14 protein-coding genes are annotated in these 18,267 nt (G+C 48.3%); 7 read left to right on the top strand and 7 right to left on the bottom strand.

The window, feature by feature from the left end:
- Positions 1–117: 117 nt before the first annotated feature.
- The 7 genes from E2I14_RS08420 to E2I14_RS08390 form a co-directional block, all read right to left on the bottom strand.
- The gene (locus tag E2I14_RS08420) at positions 118–597 is read right to left on the bottom strand and encodes a c-type cytochrome (RefSeq protein WP_133327407.1); all 480 of its coding nucleotides are present in this window, start codon (positions 595–597) and stop codon (positions 118–120) included.
- Between the two features lie 95 nt (positions 598–692).
- The gene (locus E2I14_RS08415) at positions 693–1,583 is read right to left on the bottom strand and encodes a dienelactone hydrolase family protein (RefSeq protein ID WP_133327405.1); all 891 of its coding nucleotides are present in this window, start codon (positions 1,581–1,583) and stop codon (positions 693–695) included.
- Positions 1,584–1,662: 79 nt separating this feature from the next.
- Complete coding sequence (locus E2I14_RS08410; protein ID WP_206105606.1) at positions 1,663–2,256, bottom strand: peroxiredoxin; 594 nt, start codon at positions 2,254–2,256, stop codon at positions 1,663–1,665.
- A gap of 34 nt (positions 2,257–2,290) precedes the next feature.
- On the bottom strand, positions 2,291–2,929 hold the full coding sequence (locus E2I14_RS08405) for a c-type cytochrome (RefSeq protein ID WP_227544669.1): 639 nt from the start codon (positions 2,927–2,929) through the stop codon (positions 2,291–2,293).
- A gap of 69 nt (positions 2,930–2,998) precedes the next feature.
- Entirely contained in the window at positions 2,999–3,388 is a 390-nt protein-coding gene (locus E2I14_RS08400) for a hypothetical protein (RefSeq protein WP_133327403.1), read from the bottom strand.
- Between the two features lie 108 nt (positions 3,389–3,496).
- Positions 3,497–4,942 (bottom strand): DUF1501 domain-containing protein, encoded by a 1,446-nt coding sequence (locus E2I14_RS08395; RefSeq protein WP_133327401.1) that lies wholly within the window; start codon positions 4,940–4,942, stop codon positions 3,497–3,499.
- A 30-nt stretch (positions 4,943–4,972) separates the two neighbouring features.
- Entirely contained in the window at positions 4,973–7,312 is a 2,340-nt protein-coding gene (locus tag E2I14_RS08390) for a DUF1549 and DUF1553 domain-containing protein (RefSeq protein WP_206105605.1), read from the bottom strand.
- Positions 7,313–8,100: 788 nt separating this feature from the next.
- Here E2I14_RS08390 and E2I14_RS08385 point away from each other — a divergent pair.
- From E2I14_RS08385 to E2I14_RS08355, 7 genes are all read left to right on the top strand, one after another.
- Complete coding sequence (locus E2I14_RS08385; protein WP_227544668.1) at positions 8,101–8,640, top strand: rhodanese-like domain-containing protein; 540 nt, start codon at positions 8,101–8,103, stop codon at positions 8,638–8,640.
- 132 nt (positions 8,641–8,772) lie between these two features.
- Positions 8,773–9,699 (top strand): cytochrome b/b6 domain-containing protein, encoded by a 927-nt coding sequence (locus E2I14_RS08380; protein WP_133327399.1) that lies wholly within the window; start codon positions 8,773–8,775, stop codon positions 9,697–9,699.
- A gap of 457 nt (positions 9,700–10,156) precedes the next feature.
- Positions 10,157–12,973 (top strand): TonB-dependent receptor, encoded by a 2,817-nt coding sequence (locus E2I14_RS08375; RefSeq protein ID WP_133327397.1) that lies wholly within the window; start codon positions 10,157–10,159, stop codon positions 12,971–12,973.
- A 259-nt stretch (positions 12,974–13,232) separates the two neighbouring features.
- On the top strand, positions 13,233–14,012 hold the full coding sequence (locus E2I14_RS08370; RefSeq protein WP_133327395.1) for an energy transducer TonB: 780 nt from the start codon (positions 13,233–13,235) through the stop codon (positions 14,010–14,012).
- Between the two features lie 99 nt (positions 14,013–14,111).
- Positions 14,112–14,849, top strand: a complete 738-nt coding sequence (locus tag E2I14_RS08365) for a MotA/TolQ/ExbB proton channel family protein (protein ID WP_133327393.1) — start codon at positions 14,112–14,114, stop codon at positions 14,847–14,849.
- Positions 14,849–15,259, top strand: coding sequence for an ExbD/TolR family protein (locus E2I14_RS08360; RefSeq protein ID WP_133327391.1), 411 nt, complete (start codon positions 14,849–14,851; stop codon positions 15,257–15,259). The genes E2I14_RS08365 and E2I14_RS08360 overlap by 1 nt, the downstream gene beginning before the upstream one ends.
- 714 nt (positions 15,260–15,973) lie before the next feature.
- On the top strand, positions 15,974–18,229 hold the full coding sequence (locus E2I14_RS08355) for a putative bifunctional diguanylate cyclase/phosphodiesterase (protein WP_133327389.1): 2,256 nt from the start codon (positions 15,974–15,976) through the stop codon (positions 18,227–18,229).
- The last annotated feature ends 38 nt before the right edge of the window (positions 18,230–18,267 follow it).

The following is an 18,267-nucleotide window of genomic DNA, read 5'->3' as shown; positions in this document are numbered from 1 at the left end:
TTAAGGAGGTAATTGGACAAATAAGAAGAGAAAGCCAGTGAGAATTAAAGTCGCCTTAGGTCACGTCAAAGTGCGTTCTGTGACCCAAGACGAATCCAACCCCACTAAGTTAATTCATCAGTCTTTGCTTTTGAAATCGTTGTGGCAAGCTTTGCAGGTGCTAGTGAGTTTGCCATATTGATTTTTAACCAGATTAGCGTCGCCACTGAGGGCAACCGATGCCAACTCATTCGCTTCTTTACCAAAGTTGGCGCCCAATTCAGCAAAGCGTGCGCCGTTGGAAAATACTTCCGCTTTAGCCGAAGTCTCATGCCAGCCTTTGCCAGTTTCAGTACCTGCGGCGAACAAAGAACCCAAGCCCGAATTAGCAATCGCTGCAATTGCGTTGGCGGATTTGATGACGTCCTCTTTGTTGTAAGTGCCTTCTAACGATGCTTTGATACGAGTGCTATTCCACGCCACGACTTGAAAAGCCGATTGACGCACCTTGATCAGGGTTTCTGGTTTCGGTGCTTGCTGCGCCATGACTAAGCCAGCAGCACTGAACAAGGCCACGATTAAGGTTGGTGCTACGAATTGTTTAACACGATTTTTCATGCAATTTCCTTGAGGGTTAAAGGTTAAAAACACCCGAATAAATGGGCTGATGCGACGACAAAAAACTAGACGCCAATAATTCGTGCAACGACTTACTAAGCACGCAAATGCTGGTTGAACAAATCGATCGTCCGACCCCATGCCAACTTCGCTGCTGCTTGATCGTATCGTGGCGTTGTATCGTTATTGAATCCATGCTCAACTTTGGGATAAATATTGGCGGTAAATTTAATGCCAGCCGCGGTCAATGCATCGTTATATTTCGGCCACGCCGCCAATAATCGTTCGTCATTGCCAGCATGTTGAATTAATAGCGTTGCCTTGATGCTGGGAACGTCGGCCAACTCCGGATTGGAGCCGTAAAACGGCACACCAACAGATAAATACGGCAGCTTGGTAGCCAGATAGTTCACCACGCCACCCCCGTAGCAAAAGCCGACCGCGCCGACCTTGCCATTACCTTCGGGTAGCGTGCGCAAAACATTGGCAGCGGTGATGAAATCTTGACGGGTTTTTGTTTGATCAAGTTTAGGAAATAGCTCACGCGCTTTGTCTTCATTACCCGGATAACCGCCCAATGGGAACAGCGCATCCGGTGCAAAGGCGATGAAGTTATCCAACGCCAAGCGACGCGCAATATCCTCGATATGGGGATTTAAGCCGCGATTTTCATGAATCACCAAAACGGTCGGCAGCTTACCTTTGGCGTTTACTGGTTGCGCCAAATAGCCGCGCAATGTGCCGTAACCATCGGGTGATGGATATTCCACATAGCTGGTTTTAATGCGTGCATCCGTTGGTGAAATTTGCTGCGCTTGCGCGAACTGCGGGCTTAACGAATCAAGCAATACTTCCGCTGTGACCGCGCCAAAAGCAAACTTAGCGGCCGATTGCAAAAAACCACGGCGACTTAATTGACCGTGCACGTATTTATCAAAGAGCTTCAATACCTCTGGATCGAAATCTTGGGCGGTTTTGCGGGTCATGGTCATGTCCTTTTAGTTAGGTGGTCTAGGTCTAGCTGCGTAAGAATTGCTTTGTAAGAAAGGCTTAAATGATGATTAATTAGTGTGTACGTGCCGCTAAGCTTTGGGCAATTTCTAGAGCCTTGTTGACGTTATCAATTGGCGACACGCCACCAATAGTAGCCACAATTTTGCCATCCGGTGTAATCACAAACGTGGTGCGCTCTGTAGCGTCATGATCGATGTCAACGCCGCGTGTGTCTTTGCGGCCAGCCGCGATTTGGCGTATGGCTAAGTCATACGATTTCGCGATGTTGCCGCCGACGTCGGAGGCCACGGGGAATTTGCCGCCGCAATAGTCTGGATCAGCCGAAAACGCATTGAGGCGTTCAATACTGTCGAGCGACACGCCCACCACACTCACGCCAGCTTGGGTGAATTTATCTAAGTTCACCGCAAACGTATGTGCTTGGATATTGCAACCGCCGGTGTAAGCCGATGGATAAAAATACACCACCGTTGGGCCTTTTTTTAGAGCGTCTTGTAATGAGAAAGCAAATGCTTTGCCTGCGATAGACGCTTGCGTGCTGAAATCTGGCGCGGCGTCGCCCTCTTTGAGTGCGGCCAAAGCGGGCAGGGCGAACACTGCAGAAATTAAGCCAGCGACTAAGGTATTTTTCAGATGACGTTTCATATTTATTCTTTCGTTAAATTGGTTTGGTGTTGCATCACAAGCCAGAAATATAGTGCGATAGCAAATCAATCTCTTCGTCGGTCAATAATTTTGCGGCATTATTCATGACGTTTCCCACGCTGTTATTACGTTCGCCGCTGCGCCAATTGCGTAGTTGTTGATCGAGGTAATTCCACTGCTGACCGGCAATAGCAGGGTAAATAATATTCCCAATCTTTTGCCCTTCGCCGTTTTTTCCGTGACAACTGGTGCAGGCAGCGATATTGCGTGTCGCGTCACCTGCGTCGTAGAGCAAACTTGCTCGACTATTTTCTCCACCCTTGTCGTTTTGCATTTTGGGCTGACTACCAAAATACGTGGCGATATCGACTAAGTCTTGCTCAGTTAAACTTTTTGCCATCATGGCCATAAAATCGTAGCGCCGCTTTCCTTCCCGAAAATCATGCACCTGCTTGATGATGTAATCCGCCTGTTGACCCGACAAGGTGGCAAATTTGTTGATCGCTCCTTGGCTAAGTTCACTCCCTTGTTGATCGTGGCATTCCAAACAGCGTTCGGCCTCAAGCTTTGCCTTTCCTGCGACTGGATCGCCTTTGATTTCTAGTTCGAGCCTCGGCCTTTTGGCGTTGGACGAATTCTTTTTTACCTCAACATCGCCAGCATGAACTGCCACAGTAACTACCAATGCCACCCCCGCCCAGCCAGCCCTTTTGATGCAGCGTTTAAAATCCCAAAAAATCGCCTACTCCTTTTTATAAAATGTATGGCAAGTGCGGCAGTTTCTTGACACATTTGTCGCCGCATTGGTCGCTTTTTCAAAATCTTTGGCGGCCACAGCTTGCGCGATTTCTATCGTCAAATTTTTACTTTTTTGCGCCAATTCGACCGCATCTGGCGCATCACCTTTTTGCACAAAATACGTTTCAACTTGGGCAAACATGGTGGTTAATTCTTTGGCGTCGGCAGTCGATGCGGCCACATCATTGAGCGAAATATTGGACGACAAACTTTTGTTGGTGTCTTCAATCGACTGCATCAAATCAGTGCTTAAGCTCGTTGTTTCAATTGCTGCAAAACTGATTGTCGCTGCCAAGCTGGCAACGGCAATGAATAATACGGTTACTTTACGCATGAGAATCTTGTTTTTTTGGTGCGCTTTAGGAAAGCTTAAATCGATTAAAAAATACTTCTGCCCGACTGTGCAAGCGCAGGCAGAAGCGCTGAATAAAACGGTACCAAGTTAGGTCAAGATTTCCTTAATGACTTTGCCATAGACCACCGTCGGACGTTCTGAACGACCGTTGTTTAAGAAAGTCGTCTTCAAGTGATCTAAACCCAGCAATTGCAGCACTGTCGCGTGGATGTCGTAGGTATCCACGGCTAAATCTTTGTCGGCCACTTGCAAGCCGATTTCATCGGTTGCGCCGTAGGTAAAGCCCGCTTTTAAACCGCCGCCCGCCATCCATTGGGTGTAACCCCACGGATTATGATCACGTCCATTACCGCTTTGGCCGTAGGAAGTACGCCCGAACTCAGAGGTCCACACCACTAAGGTGGTGTCGAGCAAACCGCGTTCTTTTAAATCGGCTAACAAACCAGCGATCGGCTTATCCACCATCTTCGCCATCGTGCCGTGGTTTTGTTCCAGCTTGCTGTGCGCATCCCAGTTGTTGACTTCGGTTTGACCGTCAGGCTGACCAGAAACGACTTGGATGAAGCGAACACCGCGTTCGACCAAGCGCCGTGCACGCAGCAAGGTCGTGCCGTAGGACGCGCTGCCCGGATCGTTTAAACCGTATTGCGCTTTGGTCGCTTCCGATTCTTTGGATAAATCGACTGCTTCAGGTGCCGCAACTTGCATACGGTCGGCTAACTCGTAGGAACGCACGCGGGCTTTTAATTCGGTATCCGACGGATAACGCGATTCGCCTTGTGCATTGAGCTTTTTCAATAAATCTAAGGACGCGCGTTGTTGGGTGGCTGCGGTCAATTCTGGACGATCTAAGTACAGAATCGGTGATGGGCCGGGACGGAACGCCGTACCTTGATACACCGCCGGTAAGAAGCCCGAGTTCCAGTTCACCGAACCTGCGCGTGGTTCATTTTTGCCGTTGTACAGTACCACATACGGTGGCAAATCCGGGTTGGCCGTGCCCAAGGCATAGCTGACCCACGCACCTAAAGAAGGGCGACCTGGAGTCAATGCGCCGGTATTGAGTTTTAAGATCGAAATATCGTGTGTTGCACCAACCGTAACGCTGGATTTAATGAAGGTGATTTTGTCCGCGTGTTGCGCGATATTCGGCACTAAGTCCGAGAACCACGCACCGCTTTCGCCATATTGTTTCCATGTGCGGTTCGAGGCATACAATTTACCGACCCCACCTTGGGTGCTGGTTTTGATGCCTTTTAAAAATGACGCTGGTGCTTCTTGACCGTTTAATTTGACCAAGGTTGGCTTGTAGTCAAACAAGTCCAAGGTGCTTGGCGCGCCGTCCATATGTAACCAAATCACTGATTTGATTTTGGCAGGAAAGTTAGGCGCTTTGGGCGCTAAGGGATCGTAAATTTCGCCAGCGGTGGCGAACGATAAAAATCCGCCACCCGGTAAGAATCCGCTCAATGCGGCGCTGCCTAAACCCAAACCTGATTTCAGTAGAAAGTCGCGACGGGTATGTGTGCACATAATGATGTTTCCTTTTCTGTATCTGTAAGATTAAAAGCGATAAGCAAAATCGTTGGAGTTTGCGACGGTATGAACCAAATCAACAAAAGCGGCGGCACGAATTGGATTGATCGGCGTTTTTGCCGTCAATCCGGTTGGCAAGGCGACTTCAAATTTGCCATTGCTTGCTTTGCCTTCAATTAGTTTTTCATCGCTGTTTAAGAATTGTTTTAATAACGCTGCTTCGGCTTTGTTCGGTTCACGGGCAAACAAGACTTCGTACAGTTTGTTTAACTGGGCTGTCTCGTTATTGCCTGCTTCGCGGATCACCCGACCAGCCAACGCTTGCGACCAACCAAACACCACATCGCTATTAAATAAAGTCAATGCTTGCAGCGGCGTGGTGGTTACATCGCGTTTAGCATGAGCGTGCGACGGATCAGCCGGATCAAACGTTTGAGTTAATGGATATGGCACACTGCGGCGTACAAAGGTGTAGATGCTGCGGCGTTTTAAATCGCTAGGGTCGGACGGTTCTTGCCACAAATTTCCGGCGCCTAAATTGCTAGGCACTTGCGGGAACACGGCAGGTCCACCGACTATGTCCACGATTTCACCTGACGCAAACAATAGGGAATCGCGGATTTCTTCGGCTTCTAAACGCTTGCGTGGATATACCGCTAACAGCTTGTTATCCGGATCAACTTTCAAGGCATCTTTGCGCTCTTCCGACGATTGGCGATAGACGCTGGATAACAAAATTTCGCGTTCTAATTTTTTAACGCTCCAACCTTGTTTGATGAAATTGCTGGCTAAGTAGTCGAGTAACTCTGGATTAGTCGGCTTTTGGCCCGCACGTCCGAAATCAGAAACGGTACTAACAATTCCCGTGGCAAAGTACTGCGCCCAAACGCGATTGACCAAGACCCGAGCGGTTAATGGGTTTTCTGGACTTGCAATCCACGCTGCCAAGGCAGAGCGCCGACCAGATGATGTTTCGGTCGGTTTGATCTCTACTTTTGGACCGGCCCATAAAGCCGGCGTAGCTGGCTGCACTTCGTCAGTTGGGCGCTCATGAATACCACCAAAGCGAATATTGGTTGCTGGTGAATCGGGATGATTTAACTCCGTCAACGTGGTGATTTGATTCGATCCGCTCGCTGGTTTGAGCTTGTCGAATTTTTTCAACTCAGCAGTTAGTTTTTCGTACTCTTTCCACTTCGGGATATTGTCCGCATTGAATTCAGCGCTATCTTTATCTTCCGCAGAAAGCTTCAAAAAGGCGACGATGTCGGCGTCGGTTGTGACCGATTTAAGACGGAAGTTCACCCAACGATCTAGCGGCGTCCATTCGCTTTCTGGTTTAAAGATCGCTTCGCGGCTGTCGGTTAAATAACGCTCTTTATGATATTTGTATGCCACATCACGGATGCTATCCAAGATCGCTTTTTGTTTAGCGCGAATATCTTTGGTCGCTTCACGATAGGCGGCTTGCTGTTTTTGGTATTTCTCATCCCACAGTGTTTCGCTTCCTTTGGCAAGCGGAACTTTTTCATCCACGCTGGTGTTGGCAAAGAAGGCTTGTAGTTGGAAATATTCCTTTTGACTTACCTTATCCGCTTTGTGATTGTGGCAGCGCGCGCAACCGATCGTCGCAGCTAAGAACGTTTCGCCGACCAAATCGGTCATGTCCGTGGCGATTTCGTACTTACGCTGAACTAAGTCGCGTGAGTTAGGGTTATCTGGATAGCCCGCTAAGAAGCCGGTAGCGATTTTTGCTTCCTGATCGGTAGGAAATAATTCGTCGCCCGCGATTTGCTCTTGGATGAAGCGATCAAACGGTTTGTCTTCGTTAAAGGCTTTGATTACATAGTCGCGATAACGCCAGTTGTTTGGGCGCGTGACGTCATTTTGGAACCCACCGCTATCGGCATAGCGCGCCAAATCCAGCCAACGACGACCTTGACGCTCGCCAAAATGGGGTGAAGCAAGCAGGCGATCAACGAGCTTTTCATAGGCTTGTGGCGACTTATCGTTTTGGAAGGCTTTGACTTCTTCTGGACTAGGCAAAATTCCCCAGGCATCTAAGGTGGCGCGCCGAATATACGTGCCGCGATCAGCGTCGGCTGATGGCTTGAGATTTTTCTCTTCCAGCTTAGCCAAGATAAATGCGTCAATTGGGGTGCGCACCCAATTCTTTTGTTTGACACTAGGTTCGGTTGGATTGGTGATCGGTAAATAAGCCCACGATTTGCTCGCAGCGCTCGCTGATGCCTGAGTTGCTGGCGTGACTTTGGTGTCGTCCGCAATCAGCTTTTTATCGTCCGCGACGGCCGTGACGGTTGCCGCAATCATGACCAATACAGCGAGGTAAAGAGTGTTAGTTTTCATCTGTGCTCCCCTGAATCTGTGAAAAGTTGCTTCATTTTTCTATCCCTGAAATAAAAATTTGGTATCCACTCAGTTTGTTTGTTCTGAACGTTTGTTCTGACACTGCGTAGATGGCTTGCATGACGCTTGGTCAGATCGCCACATATGAATAAGCTGCATCACAATTAAATCTACACCCCTATTGGCAACTATCGTGCCAGCCTGTTTTTGAGCACGATTTGGCTAAGAAAACCCATTAAATCGACCATCGGCTTGGGAAGTTGATCATGTGACTTGGATGAGGTTTTCCCTGCTAGAGCGGGCTATTTGGCGTCTAATTTGGTACGAATTGAGCAAGGTTTTTTGAGCGTTAAATCAGCCTTTAAATCGATTTAATTTTCTGCTGTTCGCTCAACACTTGACGGACAAGCTATGTTGAGTAGTCAACATCGCTGTTGGATTTTCAACCGCATTTGTCCAGGCTTTGGCGTATTCATTTGGCCAACAAAACTAGCTTTGGGCAGTAATCTCCGTGCGGCAGGCGTGGGGAGTTACGTCCCCAGCAGGGAGTTGGCACGATGGTTGCTCTGATGGGTGTAATGCTGGTGCTGTTCCAAGTCGGCCTAGCAGAGCGAAAGAGGGTGGTAACTCGGGCGCAAGCCCGAAACATAGCGTGAAGGAGAATCATGCGCGGGACTTGGTCACTCCCGCGCATGGTGATCTTTTGTCGTGCACCGATCTTGCGGGTAAATTAATTCCGAACACCGTCAAATTTTTTAGAACACCTAACCAATTCGAAAGTCGTCGTCATGAACAACAAAAAATCACTTACTACACTCGCTGCCATTATTCTCAGTCTGAGCGCTACCGTTGCCGTCGCCCAGCAAACCGCTCCTGCGACCGCTGGCGCTAAAGCTCCGGTTGAAGATGTTTGGAAATACCAAGTCAAACGACTCACTAGCGCTGAAATTGATACGCTATTGGCTAAGCCAGAAAAACTATTAGTCATCGATGTGCGTCGTCCAGATGAGTTGACGGCTAAAGGAAGTTTTCCAGTGTATTTAAATATCCAAGCAAGCGAAGTGGAAAAATATTTGGCCTATATTCCTAAAGATCGCACCATTATTACTGTCTCCAATCATGCGCATCGCGCCGGCGCGGTTGGCGATATTTTGGCTGCTAAGGGCTATAAAGTAGCGGGCGCATCGGGTTCGGAAGACTACGAAGCGCAAGGCGGTAAAGCCATCATTAAAGTGGTCGCACCGCCGCCACGCGCCGCGGCGAATGGTTCTGCGACCACTACGGTAGCAGCGTCAGCTACTACTGCAGCACCTGCTGCTAAGAACTAAACTGGCGACCGGTTTTAATCTGTCTGCCGAACTCAGTTAGAATTCTGAAGAAACGAACTGAGGAATTGCCCCTCCACGATTACTACGGTGAGGGGCAAATTCAAATTTTTACGCCACGTTATTGATTGAATTATGCAAAAGTCTAATCTCGCTGAGAAACCTGCGCCCATCGACAGCGCCGCTCACGACTCGCCACCGATCAGCTTAATTTCCACATCGCCTTTAAAGCGGATACGTTTATGGGATTTACCAATTCGGATTTTTCATTGGGCTTTAGTTGTTGCCGTAACTGTTGCGCTTATCACGGGCGAAATCGGCGCGCAATGGATAGGCGTGCACGGCAAAGCGGGTTTAACGATAGTGGGCTTGCTGAGCTTCCGATTGGTCTGGGGCGTGATCGGTTCGAGCTACGCACGCTTTGCTCATTTCGCGCCGACTTGGTCTGCATTACGTCGTTATTTCAAAGGCAAGTGGCATGGCGTTGGTCATAATCCATTGGGTGCTCTATCGGTGTTCGCGTTGTTGGGAATACTCGCTGCACAAGCGGCGACGGGATTGTTCGCCAACGATGATATTGATTTTACGGGGCCGCTTTTTAATCTGGTTGAAGAAGCCACCTCCAATCGTTTAACTGCTTTTCATCAAATTATTTCATATGGAATTTTCGCAATTTTAGCGCTCCATATTTTGGCGATCGCTTTTTATGTTCTGATCAAAAAAAATAATTTAGTTAAACCTATGGTGACCGGTTGGAAGGAAGTCGATGATGGTAAATCAGCGACTCAAGGTGGGCCGATTGCATTGGCTGTTGCGTTGATTTTTTCCTTAGCAGTTGTTTATGCTGTGAGTGGATTATCGCCACGTGATTTATCGCCGAGTTCTTGGTTTAAACATCAAGCGGCTGCGCCAAATGAAGCTGCGACCAAATCGGCTGACACGGCGGCTGACAAGGCGGCTGACACATCGCCTGCGCTGTCTGAGAAGCCCGAAGCCGCGCCAGTTACGGCTGAACCAAAAAACACCACTGCGCCACCGACGAAAGCCCCCGCTGCTTGGTGATGCGCTCTTGCTGAAGTAAGAGCGGGCGCTGTTGATAAGCGCTAATTCATGCACTGATTGATTGAAATATCCAAAAAAACTGCCGCGTCATATCGTTGATATGCGCGGCTTTTTTATTGGCGAAAGCTGATTCAATTTTTCTTTAAATGCTCACCGCTCAAAATTAAACGGCCTAGCTGGTTTAACACCAATGCCGAACTGTTGAATTCTGAACAGTTGCTGCAACTATGGCGCAAGTAGGTGTTGCGAAAGCGTCGATTTCAACAATCTACTCATCTCGACTTTTGCTGGAAAAATCGGCGCTTAATTCAAAATCGCATTTTTAAAATCCCGTTTTTTCCTAGGTAATTACAAAAAATATCTTCCAATTTATTTCGCAACTAGTTACTCATCAAATGGCTGGTATGCAACTTGCATTAAGGTAGATTTTAATTCCAATAATCAGGGGGAAATCTACATGAGTAATGCGTTTAACGTTCGACAGAAACATGAGTCCGTACCGAGCAATTTGCGACCACTCGCTGCGCTTGTTGCAGGTCTTTTTATCGCCGCGTCCGGTTCAGTATATGCCGCTGATCAAGCCACTAGTTCAGCAACGTCAGCAACGCCGACGGTTGAGCAATTGCAAGCTGAAATTGCGCGATTAAAGCAGATTATTGCTACCCAGTTGGGAGCAACTACGAATACTCCGGCGGCATCTCAAGTAAGTGCGCCTGAACCTAAGAAGGACGCTGCAAAAGAAGAAGAATCGCAAACCTTAGGTGAAATCACGGTATCTGGTACATCACGCTTAGTCGCCGTTCAGGATGTGCCGACTTCTATTTCTGTTGTGTCGGGTTCTGACTTGGCTGAATTAAATGCATTTAGCATCGGCTCGATTTTAAAGCGCGCCTCAAACGTGCAGTGGAATACTGGTAATCAACGAACCGCCAGTTTGTCGATTCGCGGTATCGGTAAAATCGGTACGACCGAAGCGCAAGACCCAAGTGTTGGCGTCACCGTGGATGGCGTGAGCTATGCCTATAACGCGTTGACCTCGGCCTATGATTTTACCGACGTTGACACCTTAGAAGTTTTGCGCGGCCCGCAAGGTTCGCTAGGCGGCAAGAGCGCCAACATTGGTGTGGTTAATATTTCGACTGTGCGTCCATCGTTTACCCCCAGCACTGATTACTCGCTTACATTCGGTCAGTTGGGAACGGTGATCGCGACATTGGCAGCAGGTGGTCCAATTATTGATGACGTCCTGGCTTGGCGCGGATCGTTCTCAGCGGATAAGGGCGCGGGTGATTTGGTGAATGCCTATGATCGTGACCAGACTTTTACCAATACTGATCGACTGTCAGGGCGAGTGCAGTTTTTGTATAAGCCGAATCAAGACTTCAATGCTCGCTTGGCTGTTGATGTACAGCCCAATGCTAGCGAAACACAAAACGGTCGAACCATATACACCCAAACACCTTTGTTCTATGCGAACGGCGCGCCAAATCCGCTTACCACCGATGCGCAAACACGGTTGGGACGCAGTTGGTTTACGAACGAACCAAATTACAGCTATGCCGGCAATTATTTAAATGGCGCAGGAACGAACTTGGTCAATTTAAATAATGGATTGGGACAAGTCACGGGTAGTAAAGGCATCGTGGGGGAATTGAACTGGGCAGTTGGAAAAAACACCGTAACATCGATTACTGCCTATAAGAGCTACCACTTCAACGCGGTCAACGATGAAGGAACGCCGTTTGATATCAATCCAAATTCCGGTGGTTTTAACAACGATTACAAACAACTCTCGCAAGAATTGCGCTTCAGTTCCGATATCGGTGGCTTTGTTGATTACACCGCTGGCGCCTATTTATTGAAAACGCATTTGTATGCGGATTACCAAAAAATCTGGGGTAGCGACGCGGGTGCTTATTTCGCTAGCACGGCGCAATACAATCGACTTGACGCGACCGCCGCTGGTCAACTGTTGCTGGTGAATTCTTTGGATCGTTTATCAATGCAGGCTAACTCGCCAGCAGGCATTCAAAATATTAATAACCAAAGTGCGGCAATCTTCGGACAAGCGAACTGGCATTTCACCGATAACCTGACTCTCACCACTGGCGCTCGTTTAACTCATGATCGTCGTGAAAATGAAGGTAGTGCTGGCATTATCGATAATGGTTTCGGGGCCTCACTCAATCCCGTGGCGGTCAACGGAGTGCAATTAGGTGGCTTCGCATCCAGCGCAACCGGCGCCTTGGCGGCGACCAATTCGGCGGCGCAGTTAGCGTTAGCGGATTCGGTAGCGACGCAATATTTTGGGGTGAAACCAACTGCCGTAGCGGGTGCCGCTTATAAGAGCTTAACGGCGGCACAACAGCAACAAGTTGCGGATGCTAAAAACATTCGCGCTTCGCAGGCTGGTGTGATCTTCGCGGATGGCAGCGCTCAATCTTACGTAGGCAACGCACCAACTCTAAACATCAGTCCGGCGTACAAATTTGATGAAACATTAACGGCCTATGTCAGCGGCCAGTATGGTCAAAAAGCGGGAATCTCGCAGTTCGTCAATGGTGTTTCTGATTTGGTTAAACCAGAGCGCACTACCTCTTTTGAGTTGGGCTTTAAATCATTATTGCTAAACAAAACCTTGGCTTTGAATGCGGACTTGTACTACACCACGATTCGCGATTACCAGCAGGCGGTTCGGGTAGTCGATACCTATACGACGTTGGTGCAGAATAACGGCCAATTTGCTTACGCAACGGCTACCGGTAACGTCAATAAAGTGATCTCAACCGGCTTGGAATTAGATGCTACTTATTCGGGCTTTGAGCATTTCAATATCCGCGCAACGGGCGCGTATAACGATGCTTTCTATAAGAGCTTCCCGAACTCAGCGCAGCCGGCAGAAAATGGCTATCCAGGCGCTTCGCCGTATCAAGATGTTAGTGGTAAAACGTTGCCGGGCGCGTCAAAAATCTCGCTTAACCTCAGCGTTGATTATCACACCCGCTTGGCTAATGACAATGTCTTGCACGGCTCGGCAAGTTCGACTTACGTTAGCCGATATAACTCGGATACGGCGTTGTCCGATTATGCTTGGATAGGTGGCAATACGATCACCGATTTAGGCGTTGGTGTGAGCAATCCTAAACAAACATTTGATGTTAGTTTGATTGTTAAGAACGCCTTTGGAAATAGCGTTCCACTGTCGCAAACATGGAATAGCTATACACCAGCAAATCCACGTTGGGTTGGTATCGTCTTTAAAGGACATCAATAAACCGATGTAGTTATTAGCATTGCCGCACAGCCCTCAATAACACCTTATTGAGGGCTTTTTTTATTGTGGAGCTGGGTTGATTTCAACACTTAGCCAAAAATCCAACTGTTGATTTCGCAGCAGTTTTGTCGAGATTTCGACATGCTCGGCAGAGCCATTCAGCGTCTAAAAAATGGTCTCTATAGGTAAATACCGCTGTGCAGCAATTGGCACGCTTTATGCTGAGTAGGTAATACAGTAACTCAAGAAAGGCGCAATCATGTCAGCTCTAACATTTGAAAGTTTTGCTAGTTCACCACGCAGAAATCCGTCACGGCGGGTTGCTCGTCCTGTTAATAAATTGGTCGATCCGCAGCTACAAGCAGCGCAGCAGCAAGCCGCGATTGAATCGATACGCGAACGCAATAGCAGCATTAGCAAGGGCAACAAAGGCGCGATCAGCGCGTTGGTCGTTGCAACCGTAATTCTGCATATCGTTATTCTGAATTCGTTTAACCGCGAAGGTCAGGTCGAGCCAATCAGCGCCAAACCAGCACCGGTTGAGATCGAACTCGCGCCGCCGCCTCCGCCGCCGCCAGAGCCGCCCAAACCGATAGAAAAAGTAAAACCGCAGCCAGCACCAGCGAAGCTCGCTCCGAATATTCCAGTGGTGCGCAGCAATGTGCCAATTGATAACACGCCATCGCCCGATGCGGTGCAAGTTGCCCCAGCGCCGCCGCCCGTCGTTGCCGCCGCGCCTGCGCCAGCACCGGAGCCTGTGACGGAGCCACGCGGCTTCGCAGGATATTTGAATAATCCTGCAGCGACTTATCCACCGCAAGCATTGCTCAAGCGCATACAAGGTCGCGTGATTTTGAATGTGCATGTGTTGGCTTCCGGTCGCGCCGATGAAGTCACCGTGTTTAAAACCAGCGGCGAGCGGATTCTCGATGACAGCGCGGTTAAAACGGTGGCGTCATGGTTATTTGATCCAGCAAAGCGCGGCAACACGCCGATTGATGGTTGGGTGAAAGTGCCCGTCAATTTTAAGATTTCGTAATACATCTAGCGTGCTTCTTGGTACTTGCTACTTAGTTTTTACTGCTTACTTCCTACATTTCATTATTTTTAATTTTTAACTTTTTATAGATTGCCCATCATGACCGACCTTTATTTAAATTCCATTGTTTCTGGCGCCTTATATTTATTGGGTATTTTCTCCATCATCACTTGGGTGCTGATCATTATCAAAGGCGTACAGCATTATCGTTTAGCCAAACGTGATCGTCAGTTCACGAAGCAATTTTGGAGTGCCAGCTCACTCGACGCAGCAACGTCTTTAGCTAACGATGCCAGCCCTAAATCACGTTTAGCCAGCATAGGTTTTGAGGCCTTGCATGTTAGCGAAGGGAGCGGTGCATCAAGCGATTTGGAGCATAGCTGGGATCGCCAAGAATTATTGGAACGTCATCTGCGCCAGCAAATTCAGAAAGAATACCAATCGCTAGAAAGCGGTTTGGCCGTGTTGGCGTCCATCGGCAGCACCGCACCGTTTGTTGGTTTGTTTGGCACGGTGTTCGGAATTATTCACGCCTTGAGCGCGATTGGTAAAAATGCCTCAGCCAGCGTCGATGTGGTTGCTGGGCCGATTGGTGAAGCATTGGTTGCCACCGGGGTTGGTATTGCAGTCGCCATTCCAGCGGTGTTGGCTTACAACTTCTACGTGCGTCGTTTGAAAGTGACGGCGGCAGAATTGGATAACTACGCCACCGACTTCGTTAATTTGGCGCAGAAAAATAGCTTCCGCGTAGCCAAGCCAGTTGCCAAACACGAGGCCGCCAAAGGTACAGCGCCGCATCAAGGCAACCCAGCTAATCCACAAGGAGTATACGCATAATGGCCTTCGCGACTGGACGAGATAGTAATGACGTCGTTAGCGAAATCAACATCACCCCGCTAGTGGATGTGATGTTGGTGCTGCTGGTGACCTTCATCCTAACGGCGCCGCTACTCAACAATGCGGTACATATTAATTTGCCAAAAACCACCACGACCGCACCGCCATCCGATGTGAAACCGGTCACGGTGAGTATCGATGCGGCCAGTAAGTTGTTTATCGATAAGCGTGAAGTCAGTTTGGAAACCTTAGCGCCGGAATTGAAGCAATTGATTAGCGCAAATCCCGATTTGGCGCTGAGTTTGCAAGCCGATGAAGGCATACCGTATCGCGCCGTGGCTAAGGTGTTGGCGACGATCCAAACCGCGGGTGTGACTAAATTGTCGGTATTGACGTTACCGGGTGGTTAATTCGCTCAACTCGTCATCCAATTTTTTGTGTAAGTACATAATGCCCTTAGCTCGTTTAGTGAGGGCATTTTTATGTTGGTATTTTCTCGATCCCCGCGCCACATGCGTTTGGTAGCCCAAGTTGAAGCTTGGTCGTTGTCTGTATTCACACCGGAATGTAAACCTAAACTTGAGCCTAAACTCGCGCCTTATCCCGTACTTGAGCGTTCTGCCAAGGCCAATCTATAAAAATTGCAAAATAGAATTATTTCGCTTACCATTTTGTGAATTATTTTTGGACGAGATTTTTAACGATTTAGGCGACAATTCTCGCATTCTTCCGGTTGCCCATTGTTTCAAGTCCAACTCGGGTCATTCCATGCTTAAGCGAATTTAGCCTAGTGCGCTGTATTGGTGAGCTGCGGGTCGCAAATCAATTAGCGCAGGACGTTCAGCAAACCGGTAACGAGGGCCATTGTGGTAACAAATTTAAAGGTTGCGGAAACTAATTTTTAAATTAACCTGACTTTTAGATGACTATTTGCCTGCAATGACTTGGCTTGATTGTGCTGCCTTTTGTTATCTAGACGATATTAATAGTCACTTCGGTCGTAGTTGGATAGCAAGCCGATAGCAATCCAATAGCAATCCAATAGCAGCCCCTTTTTGCCTTCTCGTTTTTGTCAGATCCATTCGCGTTTTAGCGCTAAGCAGTCCTTACTGATTCGGGATCAAATGATCGAGTTATATTTAATCGCCCCCATCGTGGTATTTATCCTCGGACTGACCTTCGTGTTGGTGTGGGTGGGTGATCGGCTAAATCGAGCGGCATTGCTGTGGGGTTTATCGCATTTTTCGTTGTCCATTGCCTCCTTCAGCGGATTTTATTTCCAGCTTCACCAGACTCCTATTTTTGGTGCCATTTCCCTGCTTCTAACCAGCTACTTTCTCGCGACATTTTATGGCGCTAATGAGTTTTTACAAGGTCGTAGCGCAAGCCATCGTCGTTTAATACTCAACACGTTTTGTATTGCGTTTGTTGTTGGCGTAGTCGGTTTTGGGATAGACCAACTTGCGGGGCGGATGCTCGTGGTGAGCACGATGATTTTGCTGTATTTCTCCTCTGCTTATCAATTTACGCGCCGTTTGCATTTGCCCTTGGTGGGCTTGGTATTTTTATTTCGGGGCATGGCGTTGTTGCTGTTTTTTACCGATATGCCCTCGTTCTCCACTTCGCATCAACCCACGCTCACGGTTGCTATTAATTCGATGAGCAGCGTTCTGCTCGGCTTAGTTTTGGTTTATGTCGTTGTGCGCCAAACCTTCAATCGCTTAAATCAAGTCATCAATTGGCTGCCCGATCCAGTCATCGCATTTCGACCTGATGGCGTGACCACGTTTTGTAATCAATCCTTTGCGAAATTATTTGGCTTCGATACGCCCACCAAACTCATTGGTGGAAAGCATGTCGCTCTGCTTGCAAGTGACAACATGGAGTGGCAAAAACTAGCGCTGCATATTAATTCCGTTGTATCTGCTCGGCCTATGTCGGCACCAATCGTGGTCGAGCAAGAGGTGACAACAGCAGCGGGAACGACCTTTTCCAGCGAAATCACCTTATCTACTTTTGTTGATCTGGGTAACCTCATCGTCTTGGCGCAAATCCGCGATTTGTCGGAGCGCAAAAAAGCAGAAGAAGAGCGCATCAAATTAGTCACGACAGATGCGATTACTGGACTACCGAATCGCCTACTGATTGAACAACAACTCCAGCAAGTGCTGTGGGAGGCTGAGCGCGAAGGAACTATCGCCGCGGCGTTGTTGATCGACATTGACCGGTTTAAAACGGTCAATGAAATCTTGGGCTACGAACAAGGCAATGCAGTCATCCACGAGATCGGGCAAATTCTGACGACGCAAAAGCTGCCAAGATATTTATTAGGTCGGCTGTCAGGTGCTCAATTTGTGCTGGTGATGACCGACCTGCCAAACAGAACGGGAATTCTTGAAATTGAAAGCACCGCCAAAAAAATTTGCGGCTTGTTAAAGCGCGAGATACGGCAAGGCGATATTAATTTTAAGATGTTTGTCAGCATTGGTATTGCGCTGTCCGACTCCGCGCAGAATCCCCAAATGCTGTTACAACACGCTGAAGCCGCGCTGCGTGAAACTAAGTTGTCGCGTAAGGGTGAGTGGGGCTTTTTTAATTCGGGCATGGATGCGCGCCTAGTCGAAACGCTGCGCATGGAATCGCTGCTCAGAAATGCCATTGCCAATAACGAGCTACAACTGTATTACCAACCAATCATCGACGCCAAAAACTCTGAGCTCGTTAAAGTGGAGGCCTTAATCCGTTGGAATAGTCCAGTCTTGGGATGGGTTTCACCCGCGATTTTTATCCCGCTAGCAGAACAGTCCGAGTTAATTATTGACATCGGTTCGTGGGTGCTAAAGGAGGCAGTTGAGCAAGCAAGTCGTTGGAAAAAATTGGATGTTAACGCACCGGTAATTAGTATTAATGTGTCGGTCAAACAGTTTGTCAGTCGCGAGTTTGAGCAGCTACTGTTCACGACCCTCGAAGCACATACCGTGCAAACCAATCAAATCGAATTGGAATTAACGGAAACATTATTCGCCAACGATCAAGGCGAGCTTTCATCCCTGTTAAAACGATTGTATGAGGCGGGTTTTGGCTTGTCCTTGGATGATTTTGGTACCGGTTATTCATCACTAAGCTATCTTTCAAAATTTAATCTCACCACCGTAAAAATTGATCGCAGTTTTATATCAGGACTAGAAATAGACGACCGCAGCCATTCCTTGGTTAGGGCCATCATCGCGATGGGACATAGTCTAGGGCTTAAAGTCGTGGCCGAAGGCGTCGAAACCAGCGCGCAAAGCCGGATACTGATTGCGGAAGAGTGTGATTATTTGCAGGGCTACTTGTTTGGTAAGCCCGCTCCTAGCGATACTTTTTTTCAACTTGATTGACGCTCCGTTGACCTGTTTCGAGCGTTCCCATGCGATCA

It is taken from the genome of Sapientia aquatica, from assembly GCF_004358105.1.
GTDB lineage: Bacteria > Pseudomonadota > Gammaproteobacteria > Burkholderiales > Burkholderiaceae_D > Solimicrobium > Solimicrobium aquaticum.
This window is presented reverse-complemented; position numbering and strand designations above follow the sequence as displayed.

What these genes read in the sequence shown, in the direction of transcription:
- E2I14_RS08400 (WP_133327403.1), bottom strand. Translation starts at nt 3,388, where the DNA reads ATGCGTAAAGTAACCGTATTATTCATTGCCGTTGCCAGCTTGGCAGCG.
- E2I14_RS08355 (WP_133327389.1), top strand. Translation starts at nt 15,974, where the DNA reads ATGATCGAGTTATATTTAATCGCCCCCATCGTGGTATTTATCCTCGGA.
- E2I14_RS08390 (WP_206105605.1), bottom strand. Translation starts at nt 7,312, where the DNA reads ATGAAAACTAACACTCTTTACCTCGCTGTATTGGTCATGATTGCGGCA.
- E2I14_RS08420 (WP_133327407.1), bottom strand. Translation starts at nt 597, where the DNA reads ATGAAAAATCGTGTTAAACAATTCGTAGCACCAACCTTAATCGTGGCC.
- E2I14_RS08380 (WP_133327399.1), top strand. Translation starts at nt 8,773, where the DNA reads ATGCAAAAGTCTAATCTCGCTGAGAAACCTGCGCCCATCGACAGCGCC.
- E2I14_RS08370 (WP_133327395.1), top strand. Translation starts at nt 13,233, where the DNA reads ATGTCAGCTCTAACATTTGAAAGTTTTGCTAGTTCACCACGCAGAAAT.
- E2I14_RS08385 (WP_227544668.1), top strand. Translation starts at nt 8,101, where the DNA reads ATGAACAACAAAAAATCACTTACTACACTCGCTGCCATTATTCTCAGT.
- E2I14_RS08410 (WP_206105606.1), bottom strand. Translation starts at nt 2,256, where the DNA reads ATGAAACGTCATCTGAAAAATACCTTAGTCGCTGGCTTAATTTCTGCA.
- E2I14_RS08375 (WP_133327397.1), top strand. Translation starts at nt 10,157, where the DNA reads ATGAGTAATGCGTTTAACGTTCGACAGAAACATGAGTCCGTACCGAGC.
- E2I14_RS08365 (WP_133327393.1), top strand. Translation starts at nt 14,112, where the DNA reads ATGACCGACCTTTATTTAAATTCCATTGTTTCTGGCGCCTTATATTTA.
- E2I14_RS08395 (WP_133327401.1), bottom strand. Translation starts at nt 4,942, where the DNA reads ATGTGCACACATACCCGTCGCGACTTTCTACTGAAATCAGGTTTGGGT.
- E2I14_RS08360 (WP_133327391.1), top strand. Translation starts at nt 14,849, where the DNA reads ATGGCCTTCGCGACTGGACGAGATAGTAATGACGTCGTTAGCGAAATC.
- E2I14_RS08415 (WP_133327405.1), bottom strand. Translation starts at nt 1,583, where the DNA reads ATGACCCGCAAAACCGCCCAAGATTTCGATCCAGAGGTATTGAAGCTC.